Genomic DNA, 24,061 nt, shown 5'->3' with positions numbered 1-24,061 from the left:
CACCACGATGTCACGGCGCCGCCACGCGCGCCCTCAGGAGATCGTCGCGGCGGGCGGCGTCCACCGGTGGGTGCGAGGCACCGTGCCGGCGACGCCGTAGTCCTTCTTGAGCTGTTCCGGGATGGCGTAGTGCATGACGCGTCCACGGGTGAGGGAGGACAGCTCGAAGATCGTGGTGAGGTGGCCGAGGCGGTCCAGGGCCCAGGCCCCGAGGGGTGAGCGGTCCTCGATGGTTTCGAGGACGCCGAGCAGGTGGGGCACGGCCCGGACGACGGTGTCCCACGGGGTGCGCGGCACCTGGAGCCAGTCGGCGCAGGTGTCGCCGACGAGGTGGCGGATCAGGGCGGAGACGATCGGGTCGAACAGGGTGCCGGGCACGACCTCCTCGTAGAGGTCGATCAGCTGCCGGGTCAGGTGCGCGCCCTCCTCGGACGGCCCCATGTGCCGGATCATGTACCGATCGAGGAACTGCCGGGCCTCGTCGAGGGACTTGGGTACGGCGTCCTGGTCGACGCCGAGCATGGCACCGACCACGCGCCAGGCGTAGTAGTAGGCCTCCGCGCCCTCCGTCGACATGTGGATGCCGAGGCGGTGCAGGCTGTCCAGCACCAGCAGGGAGAAGAACATCTGGCCGCCGATCATGTCCTCCTGGCAGATCGGCGTGCCGAGGGTGCCGGTGTCCCACCGGTTCTCGCGTCGGAGGTGGTGGCGGATCGAGGCGTGCAGGAGGCGGACCTTCTGGGCGGCGGGAATGAAGCGGCTGCCGGCCTCGAAGGCGTCGGGCTGCATCAGGTAGACGGTGAACTGGCCGGTCTCCGCCATCCGTTTGGAGGGGTACTTCAGCCCGTGCGTCGCCGACAGCAGCCGCGCCACATGCGGGACGACGTAACAGGCGGGCATGGACGCGAAGGACAGCGCGGTGGAGATGTGCACGTTGTTGTCGAGGAAGAACAGCCGCGCCTTCTCCATCTCGCCCCAGTCGACCCAGGCCGGCGGGGCGCTCGTCGCCCGGAGGTACTCCCGGGCGACATCGGGCAGCCCGTCCGGCAGCGGAGCGCCCGCGGTGGAGACATGGCGCATCAGCGTGTTGAACGTGCCGACCTCCCCGCGCTCGAACAGCGTGGCGACGGTGGCGTCGGCCAGGTCGTCACCGACCCGGCGGAGCGCGTCCATGGATGCCTCGGTGTACGTCATGGCAGGGCTCCTCGTGTTCAGGACGGGCGGACGGCCGCCGAGTACGCCAACGCGCTCAGGGCTGCGGCGGCGTGCGCGGGGACGTCCAGCTCGTGGAGGGCGCCGAGGGCCTCCTCGACCCGTGCGGTGATCATGTGCTCGACGCGGTCGGGGGTCTTCAGCCGGCGCATCACCTCGCGTACGGCGTGCAGTCCGTCCCCGTCCGGGTCGTGTCGCCCCAGGAGGGCGCGCAGCTGCTCCCGGTCGTCCGCGCCGGCGAGGCGCCAGGTCTCCGCCAGCAGGGCCGTGGGCCGGTGGCCGCGTACGTCGTCGGCGTTGGCCTTGCCGGTCCGTTCCGGGTCGCCGAACAGGCCGAGCAGGTCGTCGCGCAGCTGGAACGCCTCGCCCAGCGGCAGCCCGTAGGCGGAGTAGCCCTCGCGCAGCCGCTCGCCCGCCCCGGCCAGCGCGCCGCCGATCAGCAGGGGCTGCTCGACGGTGTACTTGGCGGTCTTGTACCGGATCACCTTCAGCGAGGCCGCGGTGTCCGGTTCGGCTCCGGTCCGCAGGATCTCCAGGCACTCGCCCGCGATCAGCTCCCGGGCCAGCACCGACCACAACGGGCGGGCCCGCGCCAGGTACGCGGCGGGCAGGCCGCTGGTGGTGAACAGCTGCCCGGCCAGCCCCATCAGCAGGTCCCCCACCAGCATCGCCAGGGACCGGGCGGCGGCGACGGCACGCGGGCGACGGCGTACGGCGGCGCGCAGCGCGATGTGGGCGGTGGGCCGGCCGTGCCGCAGCGGGCTGTCGTCGATGAGGTCGTCGTGCACGACCGCGGCGGCATGCACCAGCTCCATGGAGGCCGCCGCCCGCACCAGCGCGTCACTGTCCGGATGTCGCGCCGCGCGCCAGCCCCAGTAGCAGAACGCCGCCCGCAGCCGTTTGCCGTCCGCGACCGCCGCCTCCAGTTGGTCGGCCACGGGGCTGAGGGCCGGATCGATCGCCGCGAACCGCTCGGCCTCCTGCGCGACGAACCGACGCAGTACCTCGTCGACGCGGGTCTTGAACGCGGCCGGCTCCCACCGGTCAGACATCCTCGGCGGCCCGTCGAGTCAGGGCGTGCCGGGCGAGGATCTCCAGGTGGGCCGGGGGTGCGGTCGCGTACCGGTCCAGCGCGAGGCGGCCCCGCGCCATCAGATCGTGCTCGGCGTCGGCCGCCAGCTCCGCCGCGTCCGAGCGGCGTAACAGCCCCCGTACCGTTCCCACGGCCGTGCCCACCGTGCTCACCGCCAGATCGGCCAGCCCGGCGGCCAGCAGGACCGCCCGCTGGTCCAGGCCCTCGTGTCGTCCCACTTCCCGCGTCATGCCGCTCCCCCCAGCAAGTACGGGCGGCGCCGGTCATCCGCCGCCCGCACCAGCTTCGCGACGCGCCGGTCACGGAACACCGGGAACTCACGACCGAGTGAACGGCCGCTCGCCCGTACGGGAGTACTCAGCAGCTCGACTTGCCCGCGTAGATCGCCAGCGCCGTGTTGCTGCCCAGCGTCGCCGTGAGCTGCCCCGAACCGTTCACCGTCACCGTCGTGTTGTTCTGGACGTTGCAGTACGTCCCCGACGGCAGCGACGTCTGATACGTGCGGGTCAACGAACCGGCCTCGTGGTTGATCGCCACGAAGCCCTTGCCGCCCCGGCCGAAGGCGATCGCGTCGCCGCCGTTGTCCCACCAGTTCGTGACGGCCTCGCCCCGCGTGGCGTTGCGGAAAGCGACCATGCGCTGGATCTCCGGCCAGGCGTGCTGGCACTTCCAGCCGTTCTGCCAACAGGCGTTGACCTGACCGCCGTTGGGCGGACCCGCGTCATGGTCGGTGAACTCGTAACCGGAGTTGATGTCCGGCGCCCCGTACGGCCACGCCAGCATGAAGACGTTGGCGAGGGTGTAGTTGGCGTTGTCCTTGTAGCTCAGCGTGGAGCCGTTGCGCTCGGTGTCGTGGTTGTCGACGAAGACGCCGGAGACGGAGCTGTTCATGTAGCCCCAGCCCTCGCCGTAGTTCTTCAGGTACGCCAGGTTCTCGTTGTTGAAGACGCGCTTGAGGTCGTAGGCGTAACGGAACTCCTGCACGTCCCCGTTGCCGGTGTACTCCGTCGGCTGGACGGCCTCTCCGCTGCCGTAGATGACCTCCTGCTTCCAGTAGGCGGACGGATTGCTCAGCCGCGACTTGATGTTGGCCAGGTCGGCGGTCGGCATGTGCTTGGCCGCATCGATGCGGAAGCCGTCGACGCCGAGGGAGAGCAGGTCGTTCATGTACTTGGCGATGGCCCCGCGGACGTACTCCTCTCCCGTGTCCAGGTCGGCGAGGCCCACCAGTTCGCAGTGCTGGACGTTCCAGCGGTCCTGGTAGTTGGAGATCTGAGCCGTGCAGTCGTCGAAGTCGAAGGACGAGTACAGGCCGGGGTAGTTGTACTTCGTGTACGACGAGCCGCCCGTGCCGGTGCCGCTGCCCGCCGACATGTGGTTGATGACCGTGTCGACGACCACCTTCACGCCTGCCGCGTGGCAGGTGTTGACCATGTTCTGGAAGGCCGTACGGTCGCCCAGGCGGCCGGCGATCTTGTAGCTGACCGGCTGGTACGAGGTCCACCACTGGGCGCCCTGTATGTGCTCGGCAGGCGGGGAGACCTGCACGTAGCCGTAGCCGGCGGGGCCGAGGGTGTTGGTGCACTCACGGGCGACCGAGGCGAAGTTCCACTCGAAGAGGACGGCCGTGACGTCCTTGGTGCCGGGCGGGGAGGCCTCAGCAGCGGACGGGGTCATGACAAGGGCGGCGGTTGTGAGGGCGGCCGCCCAGGAGAGGGTTCTGCGTGCCATGTGGGGTTCCTTCACCTTTGAAGGCTCTTGCTGAAAACTTTCAACCATCTTGCGGTGACGGAGATGTTAAAGGCCCGCCGCCTGAAAGGGCAGCGGGCCGTACGAACTTCAATGAAAAATTTTGCGAGGGGCCGTCAGGCGGTGGTCCACCACACCGTCGTGTCGGCCGGCACCTTCACCTCGCCGTCCGCCTCGCTCACCTCACCACTGGCGAGCAGCAGACGGCCGTACGCCGGAGTCGTCACCGCCTCCGCACCGGTGTTGGCGACGCACACGAACTCCCCACGCCGGAAGGCGAGCACGCCCTCGGGCGCCTTCAGCCACTCGACCGCCTCCCCCGCGCCGAGGTCGGGCTGAGTGCGCCGCACGGCGAGCGCCGACCGGTACAGCTCCAGCGTCGAACCGGCCACCCCCTCCTGTGCCTGAACGCTCAGCTCGCCCCACCCCTCCGGCTGCGGCAGCCAACTGCCCCCGCCGCCGAAGCCGTACGACGAGCCGGTGCGCGTCCACGGGATCGGCACCCGGCAGCCGTCACGGAAGCCGTCCTGCCCCGCGCCCCGGAAGTACGCGGGGTCCTGGCGCACCTCGTCCGGCAGGTCGACGACGTCCGGCAGGCCCAGCTCCTCGCCCTGGTAGATGTACGCCGATCCGGGCAGCGCCAGCATCAGCAGGGTGGCCGCCCGCGCCCGCCTCAGCCCCAGCTCGCGGTCGCCGGCCTGGCGGATCTGCGTGCCGAGGCCGGGCGGGTTGGCGAAGCGGGTGGCGTGCCGGGTGACGTCGTGGTTGGACAGCACCCAGGTGGCCGGGGCGCCGACCGGGCGCATCGCCTCCAGGGTGCGGTCGATGACCGTACGGAGTTCCTCGGCCTCCCAGTCCGTGCTCAGGTACTGGAAGTTGAAGGCCTGGTGCAGCTCGTCCGGGCGGACGTAGTGCGCGGTGCGCTCCACGGTCGGCGTCCACGCCTCTGCGACGAAGATGCGCTCGCCCGCGTACTCGTCGAGGATCGTGCGCCACTGCCGGTAGATGGCGTGCACGCCGTCCTGGTCGAAGAACGGCATGACATCGTTACCCAGCAGCTTCAGCTGGTCGTGGGCGCCGAGGTCGGGCAGGCCGTCCGCCTTGACCAGGCCGTGCGCCACGTCGATGCGGAAGCCGTCGACGCCCATGTCCAGCCAGAAGCGCAGGATGGAGCGGAACTCGTCGCCGACCGCCGGGTGCTCCCAGTTGAAGTCGGGCTGCTCGGGGGCGAACAGGTGCAGGTACCACTCGCCGTCGGGTACGCGCGTCCACGCCGGGCCGCCGAAGATGGACTCCCAGTCGTTGGGCGGGAGTTCGCCGTTCTTCCCCTTGCCGGGGCGGAAGTGGTACCGCTCCCGGAGCGGCGAGCCGGGGCCTTCGCGGAGCGCCCGCTTGAACCACTCGTGCTGGTCGGAGGAGTGGTTCGGGACCAGGTCCACGATGATGCGCAGGCCGTGCTCATGGGCGTCGCGGATCAGCGCGTCGGCGTCCAGGAGGTTGCCGAACATGGGGTCGACGGCCCGGTAGTCGGCGACGTCGTACCCGGCGTCGGCCTGCGGGGAGGCGTAGAAGGGGCTGAGCCACACGGCGTCCACGCCGAGGTCGCGCAGGTACGGGAGTCGGGATCGTACGCCCTCCAGGTCGCCCATGCCGTCGCCGTTGCTGTCGGCGAAGCTGCGCGGATAGACCTGGTAGATCACCGCGTCGCGCCACCAGTCGCGGCGGCGGGCGACGGTGGCGACGGCGGAGGTCGGGGCCGGGTCGGTGGAGTACTGGCTCATGGCGTCCTTGATGCGTCAGGGAGTCATCGGGCGTGAGTGGGGCGGCTGTCGGGGGCGAAGACGAGGCGGCCGCGGTGACAGCGGGGTCGGATGAGGCACCGCGGCCGCCACCCGCGCGGCAAGGCGCGCGGGAATCTCGTACGGGCCGGTCAGCCCTTGGTGCCACCGGCGGTCAGGCCGGTCACCAGGTTCTTCTGCACGAGGTAGAAGAACGCGGAAACCGGTATCGCGATCAGTACGGCGGTGGCGGCCATCAGGTTGCGCTGGGCGTCGTGCTCGCTGACGAAGCTCTGCAGACCGACCGCGAACGTGTACTTCTCGTCGTCCAGCAGGAACGTGGTGGCGAAGGCGACCTCGCCGAAGGCGGTGATGAAGCTGTAGAAGGCCGCCACCGCCAGGCCCGGCCGGGCGAGCGGCAGGATCAGCCGCACGAAGGTGCCGAACGGGGAGAGTCCGTCGACGCGTCCCGCCTCGTCGATCTCGAAGGGGATGGTGTCGAAGTACCCCTTGAGCAGCCAGGCGCAGTACGGCACGGCCGTCGAGCAGTAGACGAGGATCAGGCCGAGGTAGGTGTCGATGAGCTGGAGGTCCGACAGGATCTGGTACATCGGCACGATCAGCACGGCGATCGGGAACATCTGGGTGACCAGCAGCACCCACATGAACTTGCGGTAGCCGGGGAAGCGCATCCGGGACACCGCGTAGCCGGTGGTGGCGGCGATGAGCACGCCGATGGCCGTGGTGCCGAGGGAGACGACCAGCGAACTCTTCAGCCAGTCGAAGAAGTTCGTCTCCGTCAGGACGTACGAGTAGTTCTCGAAGGTCATCTTCCCCCAGATGCGCCCGGGGTGCAGGTAGTCGTCCTTGTCCGGGCCGAGGGACAGGAAGACCAGCCAGGCGATCGGGAACAGCGCGATCAGGCTGGCGACGGTCAGGATGCCGTGCGAGGCGAGGGTCCCGGCGAGGCCGCGCTCGCCGCGCCGGCGCGGCGGGGCGGAGGCGGGGGCCTGGTCCGCGGTGGCGGACTTCTGAACGGTCGTGGTGCTCATGGGGACTCCTGCCTCAGATCGCGAGCTGCTGGTCATTGCGGTTCAGCCAGCGGCGGTAGACGGAGGTGAAGACGATCAGGATGGCCAGCAGCAGGATGCCGTAGGCGGCGGACTGCGCGAAGTCGCGCGGCTGCTGTCCGAAGCCGAGGTAGTACGCCCAGGTGACGAGGATCTGGGCATCCGGCGCAGTGGTGCCGAACAGCAGGAAGATCACCGCGAACTGGTTGAAGGTCCAGATCACGCCGAGCAGGACGACGGTGGAGCTGACCGACCTGAGGCCCGGCAGGGTGACGTAGCGGAAGCGCTGCCAGGCGCCCGCGCCGTCCATCTCGGCGGCCTCGTACAGCGTGCGGTCGATCGACTGGAGCCCGCCGAGCAGCGAGACCATCATGAACGGCACACCGCACCAGGTGTTGACCATGATCGCGGCGAACCGCTGCCAGAAGGTGTCCTCCAGCCACAGCGGCGTCGGCAGGTGCAGGAAGTCCAGCGCGGAGTTGATGACGCCGCCGTCGGCGAGCATGAAACGCCAGCCGAAGACGGTGACGAAGGTGGGCACGGCCCACGGCAGGACCAGGATCAGCCGGTAGAAGGTGCGGCCGCGCAGCTTCTGGTTGAGCAGCAGGGCGAGGCCGAGACCGATGGAGTAGTGCAGGCCGACGCAGGCGGCCGTCCACACGATCGTCCAGATGAAGTGCGACCAGAAACGGTCGTACGCGGTTTCCCCCCACAGGATGTCGGCGTAGTTGTCGAAACCGATGAACTTGTAGGTGGCCTCGATCTCGTTGACGCCGATCGTGCGCGCCGTGTTGAGGCTGTTGGCGTCCGTGAGCGTCAGATAGAAACCGTACGCGAGCGGATACAGCACCAGGACGCCGAGCACGACGACCACGGGGGCGATCATCGCGTAGGCGTACCAGTACCTCTGGTAGCTGCGCCTCAGGCGCTGAACGGCGACTGTCATGGTTCGACAACCTTCGTGTGGGTCTGCGGATCAAGGGGGCATGACACACAGGCCGGTGGCCGCCGGGTCCGTCCCCCCAGGGACAGCGGACCCGGCGGCCACGCGGCGGTCACTTGCTGAAGTCCGGCACCAGCTTGGCGATGGCGGTCTCAGCGCTGCTCAGCCCCTCGTCCAGGGACTTCTTGCCGCCGGCGACGGCGAGCAGCTCGTCGTCGAGCGGACCCCACAGCGAGCTGTACTCGGGCAGCGCGGGGCGCGGCTGGGCGGCGGCGAGGACGCCCTGGTAGCCGGCGATGCCCGGGTCGGCCTTGACCTCGGCGGTGTAGGCGTCGTCGCGGGTGGGCAGCGTGGCGTTCTTCAGGGCGATGGTCTCCTGGGCCTTCACCGAGGTCATGAAGTTGACGAACTTCAGCGCGGCCTTCTGGTGGGCCTCGTCGGAGCCGGCGTACACGGAGAGGTTGTGGCCGCCGGTCGGGGCGCCCGCCTTGCCGGTGGAGCCGGCCGGGACGGTGGTGATGCCCAGGTTCTCCTTGTCCTTGAACGCGGAGCCCTTGTAGAAGTTGGTGATCTCCCAGGGGCCCTGGATGATCGCGGCGACCTTGCCGTTGACGAACGCGTCCTGGATGTGGGCGTAGGCGTCGGCGGTGGTGTCGGCCTTGTGCAGGCCCTTGCCGTCGAAGAGGCTCAGCCAGGTCTCGTAGGCCTTCTTGGCCTGGGGCGAGTTGATGGTGATCTTCTTGGCGTCGGCGTCGACGGTGTCGGTGCCCTCGCCGTGGAGGAAGGTCTGGGCGTAGTAGCCCTGGGTGGAGCCCCAGTAGCCGTCCACGCCGGTCTTCTCCTTGATCGTGGCGGCGGCCTTCTTCAGGTCCTGCCACGTCTTGGGGGCCTCGACGCCGGCCTTGGCGAAGAGCTCCTTGTTGTAGACCAGCGCGAGCGTGTCGGTGGTGAAGGGCACGCCGTAGGTCTTGCCCTCGTACTTGGCCTGCTCGATCAGGCTGGGCTGGAACTTGTCCTGGTCGGCGAGGGCCTCGGTGCCGTCCAGCGGCACGAAGTAGCCCTTCTTGGCGAAGGCGGGGGTCCAGCCGACCTCGGAGCGCAGCACGTCCGGGGCGCCCTTGGAACCGGCGGCCGTGTCGAACTTGTTCTGCGCCTGGTCGAAGGGGACGTTGACGTACTTGACCTTGATGTCCTTGTTGGCGGCCTCGAACTCCTTGACCAGGGCCTGGTACGTCGGCGCCTCGTTGGTGGCGTTGGAGGTGTCCCACCAGGTGATCGTGACCGGACCGTCGGCCGAGTCGCCGCTGTCGTCTCCGCCGCAGGCCGTCGCCGTGAGCGCGAGGGACGCCACCAGCGCGGTGGCCGCTATGCCACGCCGCATGAGTTCTCCTTGAGGGTGAAAGCCCGAGTGAGCAGGGGGTGGTCCCGTCTACCGCCCCTGTCTGTGTGCCGACTGCGCCGTTGCGGCGGCCGGGCGACCGTGAACGTAACAGCGATGTAAGCGTTGCGAAAGACCTTGCAGAAAAAAAGTGCAAGACATCTCCGAAGTTATCCGGGCGTGACCTCTTGTCGACCGCCGTGAGACCGTTGTTCTGCGGGGTTGAGCGGGCACGGACGGTGTTGTGCAAGACTCTGCAAGCTCTTGCCGTCGGTTTCACGAAGGGACGCCATGTCGCAGCAACCCGCAGCGCGCCGGTCAACCGCCCGCACCCGGCGTCCGGTTGGTGGGCAAGGAGAGATACGGCCGGTACAGTCCAACCCCGTGACCACACGGCTTGCCGACATCGCTGCTCAGGCGGGGGTGAGCGAAGCGACCGTCAGCCGCGTCCTCAACGGGAAGCCGGGCGTCGCCGCCACCACCCGCCAGTCCGTGCTGGCCGCGCTCGACGTCCTCGGCTACGAGCGCCCGGTGCGGCTGCGACAGCGCAGCGCGGGCCTGGTCGGCCTGATCACCCCGGAGCTGGAGAACCCGATATTCCCGGCCCTGGCACAGGTCATCGGCCAGGCGCTGACCCGGCAGGGCTACACGCCGGTGCTGGCCACCCAGACCCCCGGCGGCTCCACCGAGGACGAGCTGACCGAGATGCTGGTCGACCGCGGCGTCGCCGGCATCATCTACGTCTCCGGACTGCACGCCGACACCACCGCCGACATGCAGCGCTACGAGCAGCTGCGCGCGCAGGGCGTGCCCTTCGTGCTGGTCGACGGCTTCTCCCCGAAGGTGCAGGCGCCCTTCATCTCCCCCGACGACCGGGCGGCGATGACCCTGGCGGTCACCCACCTCGCCTCCCTGGGGCACGCCAGGATCGGCCTGGCCCTCGGCCCGAAACGGTTCGTCCCCGTGCAGCGCAAGATCGAGGGCTTCGTGCGGGCGATGCAGGACCAGCTGGGCCTGAGCCGGGAGACCATCGAGGCGGAGTTCGTCCAGCACTCGCTGTACACCCTGGAGGGCGGCCAGGCCGCCGCCGCGGCCCTGATCGGCCGGGACTGCACGGCGGTGGTGTGCGCCAGCGACATGATGGCGCTCGGTGCCATACGGGCGGCCCGGCAGCTGGGCCTTCGGGTCCCTACGGACATCTCGGTGGTGGGCTTCGACGACTCCCCGCTGATCGCCTTCACCGACCCGCCCCTCACCACCATCCGCAAGCCGGTCCCGGCGATGGGTCAGGCGGCGGTGCGTACGTTGCTGGAGGAGATCGGCGGGACGCCCGCACCGCACAGCGAGTTCGTGTTCATGCCGGAGTTGGTGGTGCGCGGTTCAACCGCTTCGGCCCCTGGGGACCGGAATCGTCCCTAAGGCGGAGAATCGTCCCCCGATCTGATACGCGGGTACGAGACGAGGGCCTCCCGCAGCCGTAGAACGTGCGTGCTGAATGCCACCAGGGGATGATCGGAGCGGGAATTCTTTTCTGGCAGACTCTGTGCCCATGGGTGACACGACCGTGACGACACTGGAAGGCCAGGAAGAGGCCGTTCCGCACCCCGTCGCGGACGACATGGGGGCGGGTTTCCTGCATCGGCTGCGTACTCCGCGTCGGCCTCGGCTGTGGTTCGAGATCCTGTTGATCGCGGTGAGTTACTGGACGTACTCACTGATCCGCAACGCGGTTCCGGAGCAGAAGGCCGAGGCGCTGCGCAACGCCGACTGGATCTGGAAGGCCGAGCAGCAGCTGGGCATCGCCGTCGAGCAGTCCGTCAACCATGCGGTGAACTCGGTGACTTGGCTCATCGTCGGCATGAACTACTACTACGCGACACTGCACTTCGTGGTCACGCTGGGAGTCCTGGTGTGGCTCTACCGTGGCCATCCGGGCCGCTACGCGGCGACCCGCATGGTGCTGTTCGCGACGACGGGTGTCGCGCTGGTCGGTTACTACCTGTATCCGCTCGCGCCGCCCCGGTTGATGAACGGCGGCCACTTCGTCGACACGGTCATGGTCCACCAGACCTGGGGTTCGATGGCCTCCGGCGACCTGAAGAACATGTCCAACCAGTACGCCGCGATGCCGTCCATGCACATCGGCTGGTCGCTGTGGTGCGGCCTGACGATCTTCGCGCTGGCGACCGTCCCCTGGGTCAGGGTGCTGGGCGTGCTCTACCCGACGCTCACCCTCGTCGTCATCGTCGCCACCGCCAACCACTTCTGGCTGGACGCGATCGGCGGTCTGCTGTGCCTCACCTTCGGTTACGGGGTGGCACGCGCGTGGTACGGAACACTGCCGCACGCGCTGCCGCGCCTGGTGTCGAAGCGGAAGCCGTTGGTGCCGACGCAGGCGTAGCCGCCTCGGGCTCCCGCTCAGTCCTGGTAGAACAGCGACTCCACCACACCCCGGGCCCGCCGGGCCGTACGCCGGTAGGCGTCGAGCATGTCGCCCACGTGCCCCGGCCCGTACCCCAGGTAACGCCCCACCGCCGCCAGCTCCCGCGCGTGCGACGGGAAGGTGTCCCCGGCCCGCCCGCGCACCAGCATCACGGCGTTGCGGACGCGCGTGGCGAGCACCCACGCCTCGTCCAGGGTCCCGGCGTCCTCGGCGGAGATCAGCCCGGCGTCCCGGGCCGCCCGCAGGGCCTGGCGGGTCCGGGTGGTGCGCAGCCCCGGCACCTCCCAGCCGTGCCGCAGTTGCAGCAACTGCACCGTCCACTCCACGTCGGACAGCCCGCCCGGCCCGATCTTGGTGTGCAGCTTGGGGTCGGCGCCCCGGGGCAGCCGCTCCGACTCCATCCGGGCCTTCAGCCGCCGGATCTCCCGTACGGCCTCGTCCCCGAGCCCCCGCTCCGGGTAGCGCAGCGGATCGATCAGGGCGACGAAACGCCGGCCCAAGTCCTCGTCACCGGCCACCGGTTCGGCCCGGAGCAGCGCCTGCGACTCCCAGACCAGGGACCAGCGGCGGTAGTACGCCTCGTACGACTTCAGCGTGCGCACCAGCGGTCCGGACTTGCCCTCCGGCCGCAGGTCGGCGTCGATCAGCAGCGGCGGATCGGAGCTCGGCAGTTGCAGCAGCCGGCGCATCTCGGAGACCACCCGGTTCGCGGCGTCGGACGCCTCCCGCTCGTCGGCCCCCTCCTGGGGTTCGTGCACGAACAGCACGTCCGCGTCGGAGCCGTAGCCCAGCTCGTGCCCGCCGAACCGCCCCATCCCGATCATGGTGAACCGGGTCGGCAGGGTGTCCCCCCAGCCGTCCCGCACCACGGCCCGCAATGTCCCCGCCAGCGTCGCCGCCGTCAGGTCGGACACGGCCCCGCCGACCAGGTCCACCAGCGCGCCCTGGTCCACCTCGACCGGCTGGGCCTCGGTGCCGTAGGAGCCGACGATGTCCGTGGCGGCCGTACGGAACAGTTCCCGGCGGCGTACGCCCCGGGCCGCGGCGACCGCCTGCTCGCCGCCCTCGGCGCGGCCGACCGCCGCGAGGATCTCCTGCTCCAGATGGGCCCGCGGCCGCGGCTCCAGTCCCCCGCCGTCCCCGTCGCCCAGCAGGGCCACGGCCTCCGGGGCGCGCATGAGCAGGTCGGGGGCGAGCCGCCCGGCGGACAGCACGCGGGCGAGGTTCTCCGCCGCCGCGCCCTCGTCGCGCAGCAGCCGCAGATACCAGGGCGTCTTGCCCAACGCGTCGGAGACCTTGCGGAAGTTGAGCAGTCCGGCGTCCGGGTCGGCGGAGTCCGCGAACCAGCCCAGCAGCACCGGCAGCAGCGTCCGCTGGATCGCCGCCTTGCGGGTGACCCCGGACGCCAGCGCCTCCAGATGCCGCAGCGCCGCCGCGGGATCGGCGTACCCGAGCGCCACGAGCCGCTCCCGAGCCGCCTCGGGGCTGAGCCGCGCCTCGCCGGGGGCGAGTTGGGCGACGGCGTCGAGCAGTGGCCGGTAGAAGAGCTTCTCGTGCAGACGTCGTACGACGGCGGCGTGCCGTTTCCACTCGCGGTTCAGCTCGGCGACCGGATCCGCGCGCAGGCCCAGGGAGCGGCCGAGGCGCCGCTGGTCGGCCTCGCCCTCCGGGACGAGGTGGGTGCGGCGCAGCCGGTAGAGCTGGATGCGGTGCTCCATGGAGCGCAGGAAGCGGTACGCCTCCGCCATCTGCGTGGCGTCGACCCGGCCTACGTACCCGCCCGCGGCCAGCTGCCGCAGGGCCTCGAGGGTCGAGCCGCTGCGCAGCGAGGCGTCCGTGCGCCCGTGCACCAACTGCAGCAACTGCACGGCGAACTCGACGTCCCGCAGGCCGCCCGGGCCGAGCTTCAGTTCGCGCTCGACCTCGGCGACCGGGATGTTCTCGACCACCCGGCGCCGCATCTTCTGCACATCGGCGACGAAGTTCTCGCGTTCGGCGGCCTGCCACACCAGGGGGCCGACGGCGGCGACGTACTCCGCGCCGAGCTTGAGGTCGCCGGCGACCGGGCGGGCCTTGAGCAGGGCCTGGAACTCCCAGGTCTTCGCCCAGCGCTGGTAGTAGGCGAGGTGGCTGCTGAGCGTGCGCACCAGAGGACCGTTTCTGCCCTCGGGGCGGAGGTTGGCGTCCACGGGCCAGATGGAGCCCTCGACGGTGGTCTCGGAGCAGATCCGCATCATGTGCGAGGCGAGCCGGGTGGCGGCCCGCAGCGCCTTGCCCTCGTCGGCGCCCTCGACGGCCTCCCCGACGAAGATCACGTCGACGTCGGAGACGTAATTCAGCTCGTTGCCACCGCACTTGCCCATCGCGATCACCGCGAGCCGGCACAGCGCGGCGTCGTCGGGCGCGGCGGCGGACGCCAGGGCGAGGGCGCGGCGCAGGGTCGCGGTGGCCAGGTCGGCGAGCTCGGCGGCGGTCTGCGCGACGTCGATCGTGCCGCACACGTCACGGGCGGCGATGGACAGCAGACAGCGCCGGTAGGCGACGCGCAGCGAGACCGGGTCGGTCGCCTCGGCGAGCCCCCGCTCGAACTCGGCGATCCCCGGATGCAGGTCCCGCGGCTCATAGGTGACCAGCGCCCGCCAGTCGCCGGAGTGCCGGGCGAGGTGGTCGGCGAGGGCGGCGGAGGCGCCGAGCACACCGAGGAGCCGGTCGCGCAGGGGCTTGGCGGCGGTCAGGGTGTCGAGCAGTTCGCGGCGCGCGGTGGGGTCGGGCTGCGCCTCCAGCAGCCGTACCAGGCCGTGCAGCGCGAGATCGGGGTCGGCGGTGGCGCCCAGCGCCTCCAGCAGCACCGGATCGTCGCGGACGGCGCCCAGCCCGGCGCTCTCCAGCAGCCGCTCGGCGGCGGTGGCGTCGGTGAAGCCGTGCCGCAGCAGCCGTGTGAAGGTACTGCTTCTGCGCCCCGGCGTCATCCTCGGCCCTCCCGTCCGGATCAGCGTGGTACGAGCCGAGCCTAACCGGCCCGCCGGTGACAGGCGCCGATGAGTTCCGCTGTCGTACACGGTCTGCACTCCAGGGAACCCTGCGGCAGGAGGCAGCTCATGACCGGCAAGAACCGACCCCGGACCCTGCTCGACCCGCGCTACAGCGACGAGACGGCCACCGCGACGCCGTGGCCCGAGGCCGAGGCGCTGCTGAGCGAGGCAGAGCTGTTCTGGATCTCGACGGTACGTCCGGACGGGCGGCCGCATGTGACGCCGCTGCTCGCCGTCTGGTCGGCCGGCGCGCTGCACTTCTGCACCGGCCCGGAGGAGCGCAAGGCCCGCAACCTCGCCGACAACCCGCACGTGGTCCTGACCACCGGCATCAACATCTGGAACAAGGGCTACGACCTGGTGGTCGAGGGCGAGGCGGTCCGCGTGAGCGACGAGGACCGGCTCCGTGAGCTGGCGGCGGCCTGGGAGGCGAAGTACGGCGAGTTCTGGCGCTTCGAGGTACGGGACGGCAGCTTCCACCACGGGACGGGACACGCTTATGTCTTTTCGGTGGCGCCCGTCACGGTTTTCGGCTTCGGTAAGGGTGAGCCGTTCAGCCAGACCCGCTGGCGCTTCAATCTGGAGGACCACTGATGGACTTCACGCTCGAAGTGATCCCGCTGCCGGTGAGCGACATCGACCGGGCCCGCGACTTCTACCGGGACAAGGTCGGCTTCCACGTCGACATCGACCAGGAGGTCATGCCGGGCATGCGCATCGTCCAGCTGACACCGCCCGGCTCGGGCTGCTCGATCGCCCTCGGCGACAGCATCTGGGACATGGCCGAGGGCCAGTCCAAGCCCGAGCCCGGCTCCTACCAGGGCCTGCAGCTCTGCGTCACCGACATCAAGGCGGCCCGCGCGGAACTGGTCGAACGGGGCCTGGAAATCTCCGAGCCCGTCCAGTACGCCCCCGACGACGGCGCCACGTTCATGTACTTCAAGGACCCGGACGGCAACGGCTGGTCGATCCAGGAGTACCGGCGCAGGGCGACGGAGCCGTTGCACCAGGTACTCAGGGAACGTCAGCAGTAACGCCCTGCTTTTGGGGCGCGGGGCTGTATCAATATGCGGCTCCGCCGGGTGGGCGCGACAAGCCCCCACCGGCAGCAAGCCGAAACACAACCCGCGCCCCTACGGCGAGAAACCCCTAAAGAACCGGCAGATTCTTCCGCAACTCGAACGCGGTCACCTCGGACCGGTACTCGTACCACTCCTGCCGCTTGTTCCGCAGGAAGAAGTCGAACACATGCTCCCCAAGCGTCTCGGCAACCAAGTCGCTCCGCTCCATCAGCGACAGCGCCTCCCCCAGGTTCTGCGGCAACGGCTCGATTCCCATCGCCCGCCGCTCCGCGTCCGACAGCGCCCAGACGTCGTCCTCGGCCCCCGGCGGCAGCTCGTACCCCTCCTCGATGCCCTTCAGACCCGCCGCCAGCAGCACGGCGTAGGCGAGGTAAGGATTCGCCCCGGAGTCCAGCGACCGCACCTCGACCCGCGCGGAGCCCGTCTTGCCCGGCTTGTACATCGGGACGCGGACCAGGGCCGAGCGGTTGTTGTGGCCCCAGCAGATGTACGACGGGGCTTCGCCGCCCGCGCCTGCGGTGCGCTCGGAGCCGCCCCAGATGCGCTTGTAGGAGTTGACCCACTGGTTGGTGACCGCCGAGATCTCGCCCGCGTGCCGCAGCAGGCCCGCGATGAAGGAGCGGCCGACCTTCGACAGCTGGTACTCGGCGCCGGACTCGTAGAACGCGTTCCGGTCGCCCTCGAACAGTGACAGGTGCGTGTGCATGCCGGACCCCGGGTGCTCGGAGAACGGCTTCGGCATGAACGTCGCCTGGAGGTTCTGCTCCAGCGCCACCTGCTTCATGACCAGCCGGAACGTCATGACGTTGTCGGCCGTGGACAGCGCGTCCGCGTACCGCAGGTCGATCTCCTGCTGGCCGGGTGCGCCCTCGTGGTGGGAGAACTCGACCGAGATGCCCATCGACTCCAGCATGGTGATCGCCTGGCGGCGGAAGTCCATGCCGACGTTGGTCGGGGTGTGGTCGAAGTAGCCGGAGTTGTCGGCGGGGGTGGGCACCGTGCCGTCGACCGGCTTGTTCTTCAGCAGGAAGAACTCGATCTCGGGGTGGGTGTAGAAGGTGAAGCCCAGGTCGGAGGCGCGGGCGAGGGCGCGCTTGAGGACGTAGCGAGGGTCGGCGAACGACGGGGAGCCGTCCGGCATGAGGATGTCGCAGAACATCCGGGCCGTGCCCGGCGTCTCCGCGCGCCACGGCAGGACCTGGAAGGTGGACGGGTCCGGCTTGGCGATCATGTCGGACTCGTAGACCCGGGCGAAGCCCTCGATCGCGGAGCCGTCGAACCCGATGCCCTCGTCGAAGGCCTGCTCCAGCTCGGCCGGGGCCACGGCCACGGACTTCAGGAAGCCCAGCACGTCCGTGAACCACAGGCGTACGAACCGGATGTCGCGCTCCTCCAAGGTCCGGAGTACGAACTCCTGCTGCTTGTCCATCTTCCGATTCCCCATCCTTGCTGGTCAGGCCGCCTGCATCCCGCGCACGGGACGGTCGGGCTCCTGAGCATCCCACCACAACACCATTTCATGCGCGTTGCGCACCTTGATCGCCCGGCCGACCCCGGCCTTAACGCCTCACATACGGCAGGTGTACGGCTGCTGAGCCCATCTTGCCCGCTCGGACTGACATCCGTAATGCCCGGCCATTTCTGTGCCCTCGCTACGAGATCGTCGGCCCGGCCCACTACGATCAGCGCACCCGTCCGTCTCCGCTTCCCAGAAGGGCCGGCCCCATGGGTTCCGCCAAGAACAAGAGCAGTGCGGCGCGCAAGGCGCGCATAGAGGAGATGCGGCGCGCGGAGCGTGCCCGCGAGCGTCGCAGCCGGATCCTCACCATCGCGGCCAGCGTGGTGGTCGTCGCCGGTCTCGTCGTCGGCGGCGTGGTGCTGCTCCAGTCGCAGTCCGACGACTCCGACGCCGCCGCCGCCGACTCCAAGTCCACCGGCAAGTTCGTCACCGGCGCGGACGGCGTGAAGACGTGGCAGGGCAAGCTGACCCAGAACCACGTCACGACGGACGTGAAGTACCCGATGGAGCCCCCGGTCGGCGGCGACCACAACCAGGTGTGGATGAACTGCAACGGTGACGTCTACGCCAAGGAGATCCCGAAGGTGAACGCCGTGCACTCGCTGGAGCACGGCGCGGTCTGGGTGACGTACACGAGCAAGGCCGACAAGGCCGACGTGGACGCGCTGGCGGCGAAGGTGAAGAAGACGCCGTACACGCTGATGAGCCCGGACGAGCAGCAGAAGGACCCGATCATGCTGTCGGCGTGGGGCCACCAGCGCACGGTGACCGGCGCGGACGACCCGAATGTCGACAAGTTCTTCGAGACGTACGTCCAGGGGCAGCAGACCCCCGAGCCGGGCGCGGCCTGCACGGGCGGGCTGGCGCAGTGACGGCAGCGGTGAGGCGTAACCAGTGAGGCAGGACCAGTGAGGCACGCGCAGGCCGGATGGATCGCGGGGGCCGCGGCGGCGCTGCTCGTCGCGGTCGGCGGGATCACGTACGCGGTCGCCGAGGACGGCGGCTCCGACGCGGGCAGGCCCGCGGCCGACTCCGCGGACGCCGGCTTCGCACGCGACATGGCGGTGCACCACCAGCAGGCCGTGGAGATGTCGTACATCGTGCGCGACCGCACCGACGACGAGGAGGTGCGGCGGCTCGCGTACGACATCGCGCAGACACAGGCCAACCAGCGCGGCATGCTGCTGGGCTGGCTGGACATGTGGCAGCTGCCGAAGGTGTCGTCGGAGCCGATGAGCTGGATGGGCATGGGCGGCATGGCCTCCGGCGAGGACGGCGCGCTGATGCCGGGGATGGCGACCAACACCGAGCTGGACAAGCTCGGCCGGCTGAGCGGCCGGCAGGCCGAGGTCTTCTATCTCCAGCTCATGACGGACCATCACAAGGGCGGTATCCACATGGCCGAGGGCTGTGTGGACAGGTGCTCGGTCGATGTGGAGAAGCGGCTCGCGCGGGGCATGGTCGAGGGCCAGCAGTCGGAGATCCAGCTGATGACGGACATGCTGCAGGAGCGGGGCGCGAAGCCCCGAGGGTGAGGCCCTGGGTCAGTACGGCAGCGAAGGGTGCGTGGGGTGGCCCACACCACGCCACCCCCCCATCGCGTCGCTCTGACGATTACACTGGGCCCGTGCCTCAACTACGTCTCGCCCTGAACCAGATCGACTCGCGCGTCGGCGACCTCGCCGGGAACACCGAGACGATCCTCACCCGGACCCGGCACTGCGCCGAGCGGGGAGCGCATCTCGTGGCGTTCCCGGAGATGGTGCTGACCGGGTATCCCGTCGAGGACCTGGCCCTGCGCTCCTCCTTCGTCGAGGCCTCCCGCGCCGCCCTGCGCACGCTCGCGGCGCGGCTCGCCGAGGAGGGCTTCGGGGAGCTGCCGGTGATCGTCGGCTACCTCGACCGCAGCGAGACCGCGCAGCCGAGGTTCGGCCAGCCGGCCGGCGCCCCGCAGAACGCGGGCGCGGTGCTGTACGGCGGCGAGGTGGCGCTCACCTACGCCAAGCACCACCTGCCGAACTACGGCGTCTTCGACGAGTTCCGCTACTTCGTGCCCGGCGACACCATGCCGGTCGTGCGGGTGCACGGCGTCGACGTGGCGCTGGCCATCTGCGAGGACCTCTGGCAGGACGGCGGCCGGGTGCCGGCGGCGCGTTCGGCGAAGGCCGGGCTGCTGCTGTCGATCAACGCCTCGCCGTACGAGCGCGACAAGGACGACACCCGGCTGGAACTGGTCCGCAAGCGCGCCCAGGAGGCCGGCTGCACCACCGCCTACCTCGCCATGATCGGCGGGCAGGACGAGCTGGTGTTCGACGGCGACTCGATCGTGGTCGACCGGGACGGGGAGGTCGTGGCGCGGGCGCCGCAGTTCGCGGAGGAGTGCCTGATCCTGGACCTCGACCTGCCGGCCGCCTCCGCCGACGCCCCCACCGGCGTGGTGGACGACGGGCTGCGCATCGAGCGGCTGGTGCTGTCCGAGGAGCCGCTGCCGGCGTACGAGCCGGAGCGGACGGGCGGGTACGCCGAGCGCCTCGACGACGACGCGGAGGTGTACTCGGCGCTGGTCACGGGCCTGCGGGCGTATGTGCGCAAGAACGGCTTCCGGTCAGTGCTCATCGGTCTGTCCGGCGGCATCGACTCCGCCCTGGTGGCGGCGATCGCGTGCGACGCGGTGGGCGCGGAGAACGTGTACGGCGTGTCCATGCCGTCGAAGTACTCCTCCGAGCACTCCAAGGGCGACGCGGCGGAGCTGGCGCGGCGGACGGGGCTGAACTTCCGTACCGTCGCGATCGAGCCGATGTTCGACGCGTACATGGGGTCGCTGGGACTGACCGGGCTGGCGGAGGAGAACCTCCAGTCCCGGCTGCGCGGCACGCTCCTGATGGCGGTCTCCAACCAGGAGGGCCACATCGTGCTGGCGCCCGGCAACAAGTCCGAGCTGGCGGTGGGCTACTCGACGCTGTACGGCGACTCGGTGGGCGCGTACGGGCCGATCAAGGACGTGTACAAGACGTCGATCTTCCGGCTGGCCCAGTGGCGCAACCGGGCCGCGGAGGAGCGGGGCGAGACGCCGCCGATCCCGGAGAACTCCATCAGCAAGCCGCCGAGCGCGGAGCTGCGGCCGGGGCAGGTCGACACGGACTCCCTGCCGGACTATCCCGTCCTGGACGCGATCCTGGAGCGGTACGTGGACCGGGACGAGGGGGCCGACGCGATCGTGGCGGCCGGGTTCGACCGGGAGCTGGTGACGAAGACCCTGCGGATGGTGGACACGGCCGAGTACAAGCGACGGCAGTATCCGCCGGGGACGAAGATCTCGCCGAAGGGGTTCGGGAAGGACCGGCGGCTGCCGATTACGAATGGGTGGCGCGAATCGGCGTAGCGCCGGGGCGGGTGCTGCGCGTCGCCGGGTGCGGGTGTGTGGGGGGCTGGTCGCGCCCACGCGGCGGAGCCGCATATCAGTACAGCCCCGCGCCCCTTGGGGGCGTTGCAGTCGCCCCCGTTCCCCCCACCCCCACCGCTCAGCGGTGCAGTGCCTCCGACGGTTCCGGGACGTGCGAGGCCACCAGGCGCTCCCGGCCCCCGCCGATGCTCCGTCGGTCCACCGCGTACGCCGTGCCCGCCACCGCCAGGCCCAGTACGGCCAGCGCCGCGCCCGCCGTCGCCGGGGACGTCGTGCCGAAGCCCGCGGCCAGGGCGAGGCCGCCGATCCAGGCGCCGCCGGCGTTGGCCAGGTTGAAGGCGGCCTGGTTGGCGGACGACGCCAGGGACGGGGCCGCCGACGCCTTCTCCATGACCATCAGCTGCAGCGGCGAGCCGGTGACGAAGGCCGCCGTGCCGAGCAGAGCGACGCCCAGCGCGGCGCTCCACTGCGCCGACATGAGCACCGGGAACAGGGCGAGCACCGCGACCAGCGACGCCAGGCCGCCGAAGAGGGTGCCCCGCATCGCGTGGTCGGCCAGCCGGCCGCCCAGCAGGTTGCCGATCGTCGCACCGACGCCGAACAGCGCCAGCAGCAGCGTCACGCTGGTCTCGGCGTACCCGGCGGAGTCGGTGAGCATCGGCGTGATGTAGCTGTACGCGGCGAAGAGCGCGCCGAAGCCCGCGACGGTCGTACCCAGCGCCAGCCACACCGGCAGGGACTTCAGCGCGGCCAGCTCGCCGCGCAGCCCGCTCGCGGAGGCGTGCGTGTGGTCGTGCGGGATCAGCATCGCCAGCGACGCGATCGCCGCCACGCCGATCGCGCTGACGCCGAGGAAGGTCGCCCGCCAGCCGAGGTGCTGGCCCATGAGGGTGGCGACCGGAACGCCCGCGATGTTGGCGACCGTCAGGCCGAGGAACATCAGGGACACGGAGCGGGCCTTGCGCTCGGGCGCGACCATGTTGGTCGCGACGACGGCGCCGACGCCGAAGAAGGCGCCGTGCGGCAGACCGCTCAGGAAGCGGGCGGCGAGCAGCCAGTGGTGGTCGGGGGCGAACGCCGACAGGGCGTTGCCCACGACGAACAGGACCATCAGGCCGATCAGTACGGTCCGCCGCGACATCCGCGCGGTGACCGCGGCCAGCAGCGGGGCGCCGATGACGACGCCCAGCGCGTACGCGGAGACCAGATGGCCGGCGGTGGGGATCGAGACGTGCAGGTCGTCCGCGACATCGGGCAGGAGCCCCATCATCACGAACTCGGTGGTACCTATGCCGAAGGCGCCCACGGCGAGGGCGAGCAGGGCCAGGGGCATGAAGGGCCTTTCAGAGCGGAGTTCCGTTGCATCGTATGTTCACGTTCGGAACAAAGGCTCTCAGGCCGAGTATTCCAGCAGGTTAAGGCCCGGTTGCGGTGACCTCGCCCACACCGGTCGGAAGGCGGACACGCACACCGGTCAGGAGGCGGACATATCCATCCGTACCCGTGCCGCCACCGGCAGATGGTCGCTCCCCGTCTGCGGCAGCGTCCACGAGGTCACCGGCTCGACGCCCTTGACCATGATCTGGTCGATCCGGGCCATCGGGAACGACGCCGGCCAGCTGAAGCCGAAGCCGCTGCCCGCCGCGCCCTGCGTGGAGCGCATCTGGGCGGTCACGGCGTTGAGGGCTCGGTCGTTCATGGTGCCGTTGAGGTCGCCGAGCAGGATCACCCGGTCCAGGCCCTCGGCGGCGATGGCCTCGCCGAGCGCGTCGGCGCTGGTGTCGCGCTGCCGGGCGGTGAACCCGGCCTCCAGCTTGACCCGCACGGACGGCAGGTGGGCGACGTAGACGGCGAGCTGCCCGCCGGGCGCGGACACCGTGGCCCGCATGGCGCGGGTCCAGCCGAGCTTGATGTCGACGGGCCGGACGTCACTGAGCGGGTACTTGCTCCACACCCCGACCGTGCCCTGCACCGAGTGGTACTTGTACGTCGACGCCAGCGCCGCCTCGTACGTCGGTACGGCCGCCGCCCTCAGCTCCTCCAGCGCCACCACGTCCGCGCCGGACGCGGCGACGTCGCGGGCGGTGCCGGAGGGGTCGGCGTTGTCGGCGTTGACGTTGTGCGTGGCGACGGTGAGGTCGCCGCCGGTGCCGGCCTTGTCGGTGAGCAGCCCGCCGAAGAGGTTGACCCAGACGACCGCCGGGAGCAGGACCGCGATGAGGGCGGTGGCGGACCTGCGCACCAGGGCCAGCAGGAGCAGCAGCGGGACGAACAGGCCGAGCCAGGGCAGGAACGTCTCGGTGAGGCTGCCGAGGTTGCCCACGCTGTTCGGGATGTAGGCGTGGGCCCCCATCACGACGGTGAGCAGTACCGCGAGCAGGGCCACGATCAGGCCGCGCCGCCAGATGCGGGGGTCGCCGCGCCAGCCGCCGGTCACACGGGCCGCCACGCGCCGAAGCCGAGACCCGCGGTGCTCGGGTCCCGAGCCGCCGCCCGCCGTCTCCGTCACGTACGCCTGCTGCGCCATACCGTCGCCTCGCTACCTGCCGTGCACACCGTCGTCCCCCGCGCACAAGACCCTAGGGGATGTTCGGCTCCGATCCTGCCGTCACATGACGGCCGTACGGGCACTTAGGACGAACAAGTCGGCGCCGGGAGTTCCGGTTTCGCGGGCCGGGAGTGTCGTCTGTGACGAAACGCGCACATTCGGGTTACGCGGTGGGGGAGCTGACGGGGCGTAGTCCTTCGAGCACGGTGTCGACGAGTTGTTCCGCGAGTCCTTCGGGGAGTTCGGCCTCGGGGTGCAGCAGCGAGCGGGTGAGCATGGGGCCGACGACGATGTCGTGGACGAGTTCCAGGTCGACGTCGGCGCGGAGTTCGCCGTCCTGCTGTCCGCGGCGCAGGACCTCCATGCCGAGGCGGCGGCGGGGGGCGATGACGGCGTTGTGGTAGGCGGCCCAGATGCGGGGGCTGGTCTTCATCTGGGCGTGCACGTTGTGCAGGATCGCCGAGGTGCGGTTGGCCAGGCCACGGCGGCGCAGGGCTTCGAGGAGGACGACGAGGTCGTCGCGCATGGAGGTGCCGGGGAGTTCGGGGTCGGGCGGTTCGGCGGAGCGTACGACGTCGACGAAGAGTTCCTCCTTGCCGTGCCAGCGGCGGTAGATGGTGGCCTTGCCGACGCCGGCGGTGCGGGCGATGCGTTCGATGGAGAGCTCGGCGAGGGGGACGCCGTCCTCCAGGAGCTTCATCGTGCCTTCGATGATGGCGCGTTCCACGGCCTCGCTGCGGGGGCGGCCCCGAACGGGGGCCGCGTGCGGGGGGTGGCTTGCGGCGAGGGGGTTCACTGGGCTGCGTCCTTT

Annotated in this window: 20 protein-coding genes; 7 read left to right on the top strand and 13 right to left on the bottom strand. The window is 70.3% G+C overall.

Annotated elements, in window-relative coordinates; all coding sequences use genetic code 11:
• Positions 1 to 33 precede the first annotated feature (33 nt).
• The 8 genes from I2W78_RS29540 to I2W78_RS29505 form a co-directional block, all read right to left on the bottom strand.
• On the bottom strand, positions 34 to 1,194 hold the full coding sequence (locus I2W78_RS29540) for an oxygenase MpaB family protein (RefSeq protein ID WP_196463286.1): 1,161 nt from the start codon (positions 1,192 to 1,194) through the stop codon (positions 34 to 36).
• Between the two features lie 17 nt (positions 1,195 to 1,211).
• Complete coding sequence (locus I2W78_RS29535; RefSeq protein WP_196463285.1) at positions 1,212 to 2,264, bottom strand: polyprenyl synthetase family protein; 1,053 nt, start codon at positions 2,262 to 2,264, stop codon at positions 1,212 to 1,214.
• Positions 2,257 to 2,535 (bottom strand): polyprenyl synthetase, encoded by a 279-nt coding sequence (locus I2W78_RS29530; RefSeq protein WP_196463284.1) that lies wholly within the window; start codon positions 2,533 to 2,535, stop codon positions 2,257 to 2,259. The genes I2W78_RS29535 and I2W78_RS29530 overlap by 8 nt, the downstream gene beginning before the upstream one ends.
• Positions 2,536 to 2,662: 127 nt before the next feature.
• On the bottom strand, positions 2,663 to 4,036 hold the full coding sequence (locus I2W78_RS29525; protein WP_196463283.1) for an alpha-amylase: 1,374 nt from the start codon (positions 4,034 to 4,036) through the stop codon (positions 2,663 to 2,665).
• Positions 4,037 to 4,170: 134 nt separating this feature from the next.
• On the bottom strand, positions 4,171 to 5,835 hold the full coding sequence (locus I2W78_RS29520) for a glycoside hydrolase family 13 protein (RefSeq protein ID WP_196463282.1): 1,665 nt from the start codon (positions 5,833 to 5,835) through the stop codon (positions 4,171 to 4,173).
• Positions 5,836 to 5,984: 149 nt separating this feature from the next.
• The gene (locus I2W78_RS29515) at positions 5,985 to 6,884 is read right to left on the bottom strand and encodes a sugar ABC transporter permease (protein WP_196463281.1); all 900 of its coding nucleotides are present in this window, start codon (positions 6,882 to 6,884) and stop codon (positions 5,985 to 5,987) included.
• A 13-nt stretch (positions 6,885 to 6,897) separates the two neighbouring features.
• Positions 6,898 to 7,848, bottom strand: coding sequence for a carbohydrate ABC transporter permease (locus I2W78_RS29510; RefSeq protein WP_230885632.1), 951 nt, complete (start codon positions 7,846 to 7,848; stop codon positions 6,898 to 6,900).
• Positions 7,849 to 7,957: 109 nt separating this feature from the next.
• A complete protein-coding gene (locus tag I2W78_RS29505; RefSeq protein WP_196463280.1) occupies positions 7,958 to 9,226 on the bottom strand; it encodes an extracellular solute-binding protein in 1,269 nt (422 codons plus the stop codon).
• Positions 9,227 to 9,607: 381 nt separating this feature from the next.
• Between I2W78_RS29505 and I2W78_RS29500 the strand changes: the two genes are divergently transcribed.
• Both I2W78_RS29500 and I2W78_RS29495 read left to right on the top strand, forming a co-directional pair.
• Positions 9,608 to 10,642, top strand: coding sequence for a LacI family DNA-binding transcriptional regulator (locus I2W78_RS29500; RefSeq protein WP_307783848.1), 1,035 nt, complete (start codon positions 9,608 to 9,610; stop codon positions 10,640 to 10,642).
• 130 nt (positions 10,643 to 10,772) lie between these two features.
• A complete protein-coding gene (locus I2W78_RS29495) occupies positions 10,773 to 11,624 on the top strand; it encodes a phosphatase PAP2 family protein (protein ID WP_196463278.1) in 852 nt (283 codons plus the stop codon).
• Positions 11,625 to 11,641: 17 nt separating this feature from the next.
• Here I2W78_RS29495 and I2W78_RS29490 read toward each other — a convergent pair whose 3' ends face one another.
• The gene (locus tag I2W78_RS29490; RefSeq protein WP_196463277.1) at positions 11,642 to 14,635 is read right to left on the bottom strand and encodes a bifunctional [glutamine synthetase] adenylyltransferase/[glutamine synthetase]-adenylyl-L-tyrosine phosphorylase; all 2,994 of its coding nucleotides are present in this window, start codon (positions 14,633 to 14,635) and stop codon (positions 11,642 to 11,644) included.
• Positions 14,636 to 14,764: 129 nt separating this feature from the next.
• Between I2W78_RS29490 and I2W78_RS29485 the strand changes: the two genes are divergently transcribed.
• Together I2W78_RS29485 and I2W78_RS29480 are read left to right on the top strand one after the other, a co-directional pair.
• Entirely contained in the window at positions 14,765 to 15,292 is a 528-nt protein-coding gene (locus I2W78_RS29485; protein ID WP_196463276.1) for a pyridoxamine 5'-phosphate oxidase family protein, read from the top strand.
• Positions 15,292 to 15,732, top strand: a complete 441-nt coding sequence (locus tag I2W78_RS29480) for a VOC family protein (protein ID WP_196463275.1) — start codon at positions 15,292 to 15,294, stop codon at positions 15,730 to 15,732. Before I2W78_RS29485 ends, I2W78_RS29480 begins: the two co-directional genes overlap by 1 nt.
• 115 nt (positions 15,733 to 15,847) lie before the next feature.
• On the opposite strand, the gene I2W78_RS29475 is transcribed toward I2W78_RS29480, so the two are convergent.
• A complete protein-coding gene (locus tag I2W78_RS29475; protein ID WP_196463274.1) occupies positions 15,848 to 17,209 on the bottom strand; it encodes a glutamine synthetase family protein in 1,362 nt (453 codons plus the stop codon).
• A 296-nt stretch (positions 17,210 to 17,505) separates the two neighbouring features.
• Between I2W78_RS29475 and I2W78_RS29470 the strand changes: the two genes are divergently transcribed.
• The 3 genes from I2W78_RS29470 to I2W78_RS29460 all read left to right on the top strand — a co-directional run bounded on the left by I2W78_RS29470 (position 17,506) and on the right by I2W78_RS29460 (position 20,681).
• Positions 17,506 to 18,171, top strand: a complete 666-nt coding sequence (locus I2W78_RS29470; RefSeq protein ID WP_196463273.1) for a DUF3105 domain-containing protein — start codon at positions 17,506 to 17,508, stop codon at positions 18,169 to 18,171.
• Between the two features lie 36 nt (positions 18,172 to 18,207).
• Positions 18,208 to 18,834: a DUF305 domain-containing protein gene (locus I2W78_RS29465; RefSeq protein ID WP_196463272.1), complete on the top strand. Its 627-nt coding sequence runs from the start codon at positions 18,208 to 18,210 to the stop codon at positions 18,832 to 18,834.
• Between the two features lie 92 nt (positions 18,835 to 18,926).
• Positions 18,927 to 20,681 carry an NAD+ synthase gene (locus I2W78_RS29460; RefSeq protein WP_196463271.1) on the top strand — a complete coding sequence of 585 codons (1,755 nt, stop codon included), beginning with the start codon at positions 18,927 to 18,929 and terminating at the stop codon, positions 20,679 to 20,681.
• A gap of 139 nt (positions 20,682 to 20,820) precedes the next feature.
• Here the strand turns inward: I2W78_RS29460 and I2W78_RS29455 are convergent, their stop codons facing one another.
• The 3 genes from I2W78_RS29455 to I2W78_RS29445 all read right to left on the bottom strand — a co-directional run bounded on the left by I2W78_RS29455 (position 20,821) and on the right by I2W78_RS29445 (position 24,046).
• Complete coding sequence (locus I2W78_RS29455) at positions 20,821 to 22,035, bottom strand: MFS transporter (RefSeq protein ID WP_196463270.1); 1,215 nt, start codon at positions 22,033 to 22,035, stop codon at positions 20,821 to 20,823.
• 141 nt (positions 22,036 to 22,176) lie between these two features.
• Complete coding sequence (locus tag I2W78_RS29450; protein WP_196463269.1) at positions 22,177 to 23,229, bottom strand: endonuclease/exonuclease/phosphatase family protein; 1,053 nt, start codon at positions 23,227 to 23,229, stop codon at positions 22,177 to 22,179.
• Positions 23,230 to 23,413: 184 nt separating this feature from the next.
• The gene (locus I2W78_RS29445) at positions 23,414 to 24,046 is read right to left on the bottom strand and encodes a TetR/AcrR family transcriptional regulator (RefSeq protein ID WP_307783846.1); all 633 of its coding nucleotides are present in this window, start codon (positions 24,044 to 24,046) and stop codon (positions 23,414 to 23,416) included.
• Positions 24,047 to 24,061: the final 15 nt, after the last annotated feature.

The sequence above is a fragment of the Streptomyces spinoverrucosus genome (genome assembly GCF_015712165.1).
GTDB classification, from domain to species: domain Bacteria; phylum Actinomycetota; class Actinomycetes; order Streptomycetales; family Streptomycetaceae; genus Streptomyces; species Streptomyces spinoverrucosus_A.
Note: the sequence above shows the minus strand (reverse complement) of the source record. Positions and strands in the feature narration are given on the sequence as shown.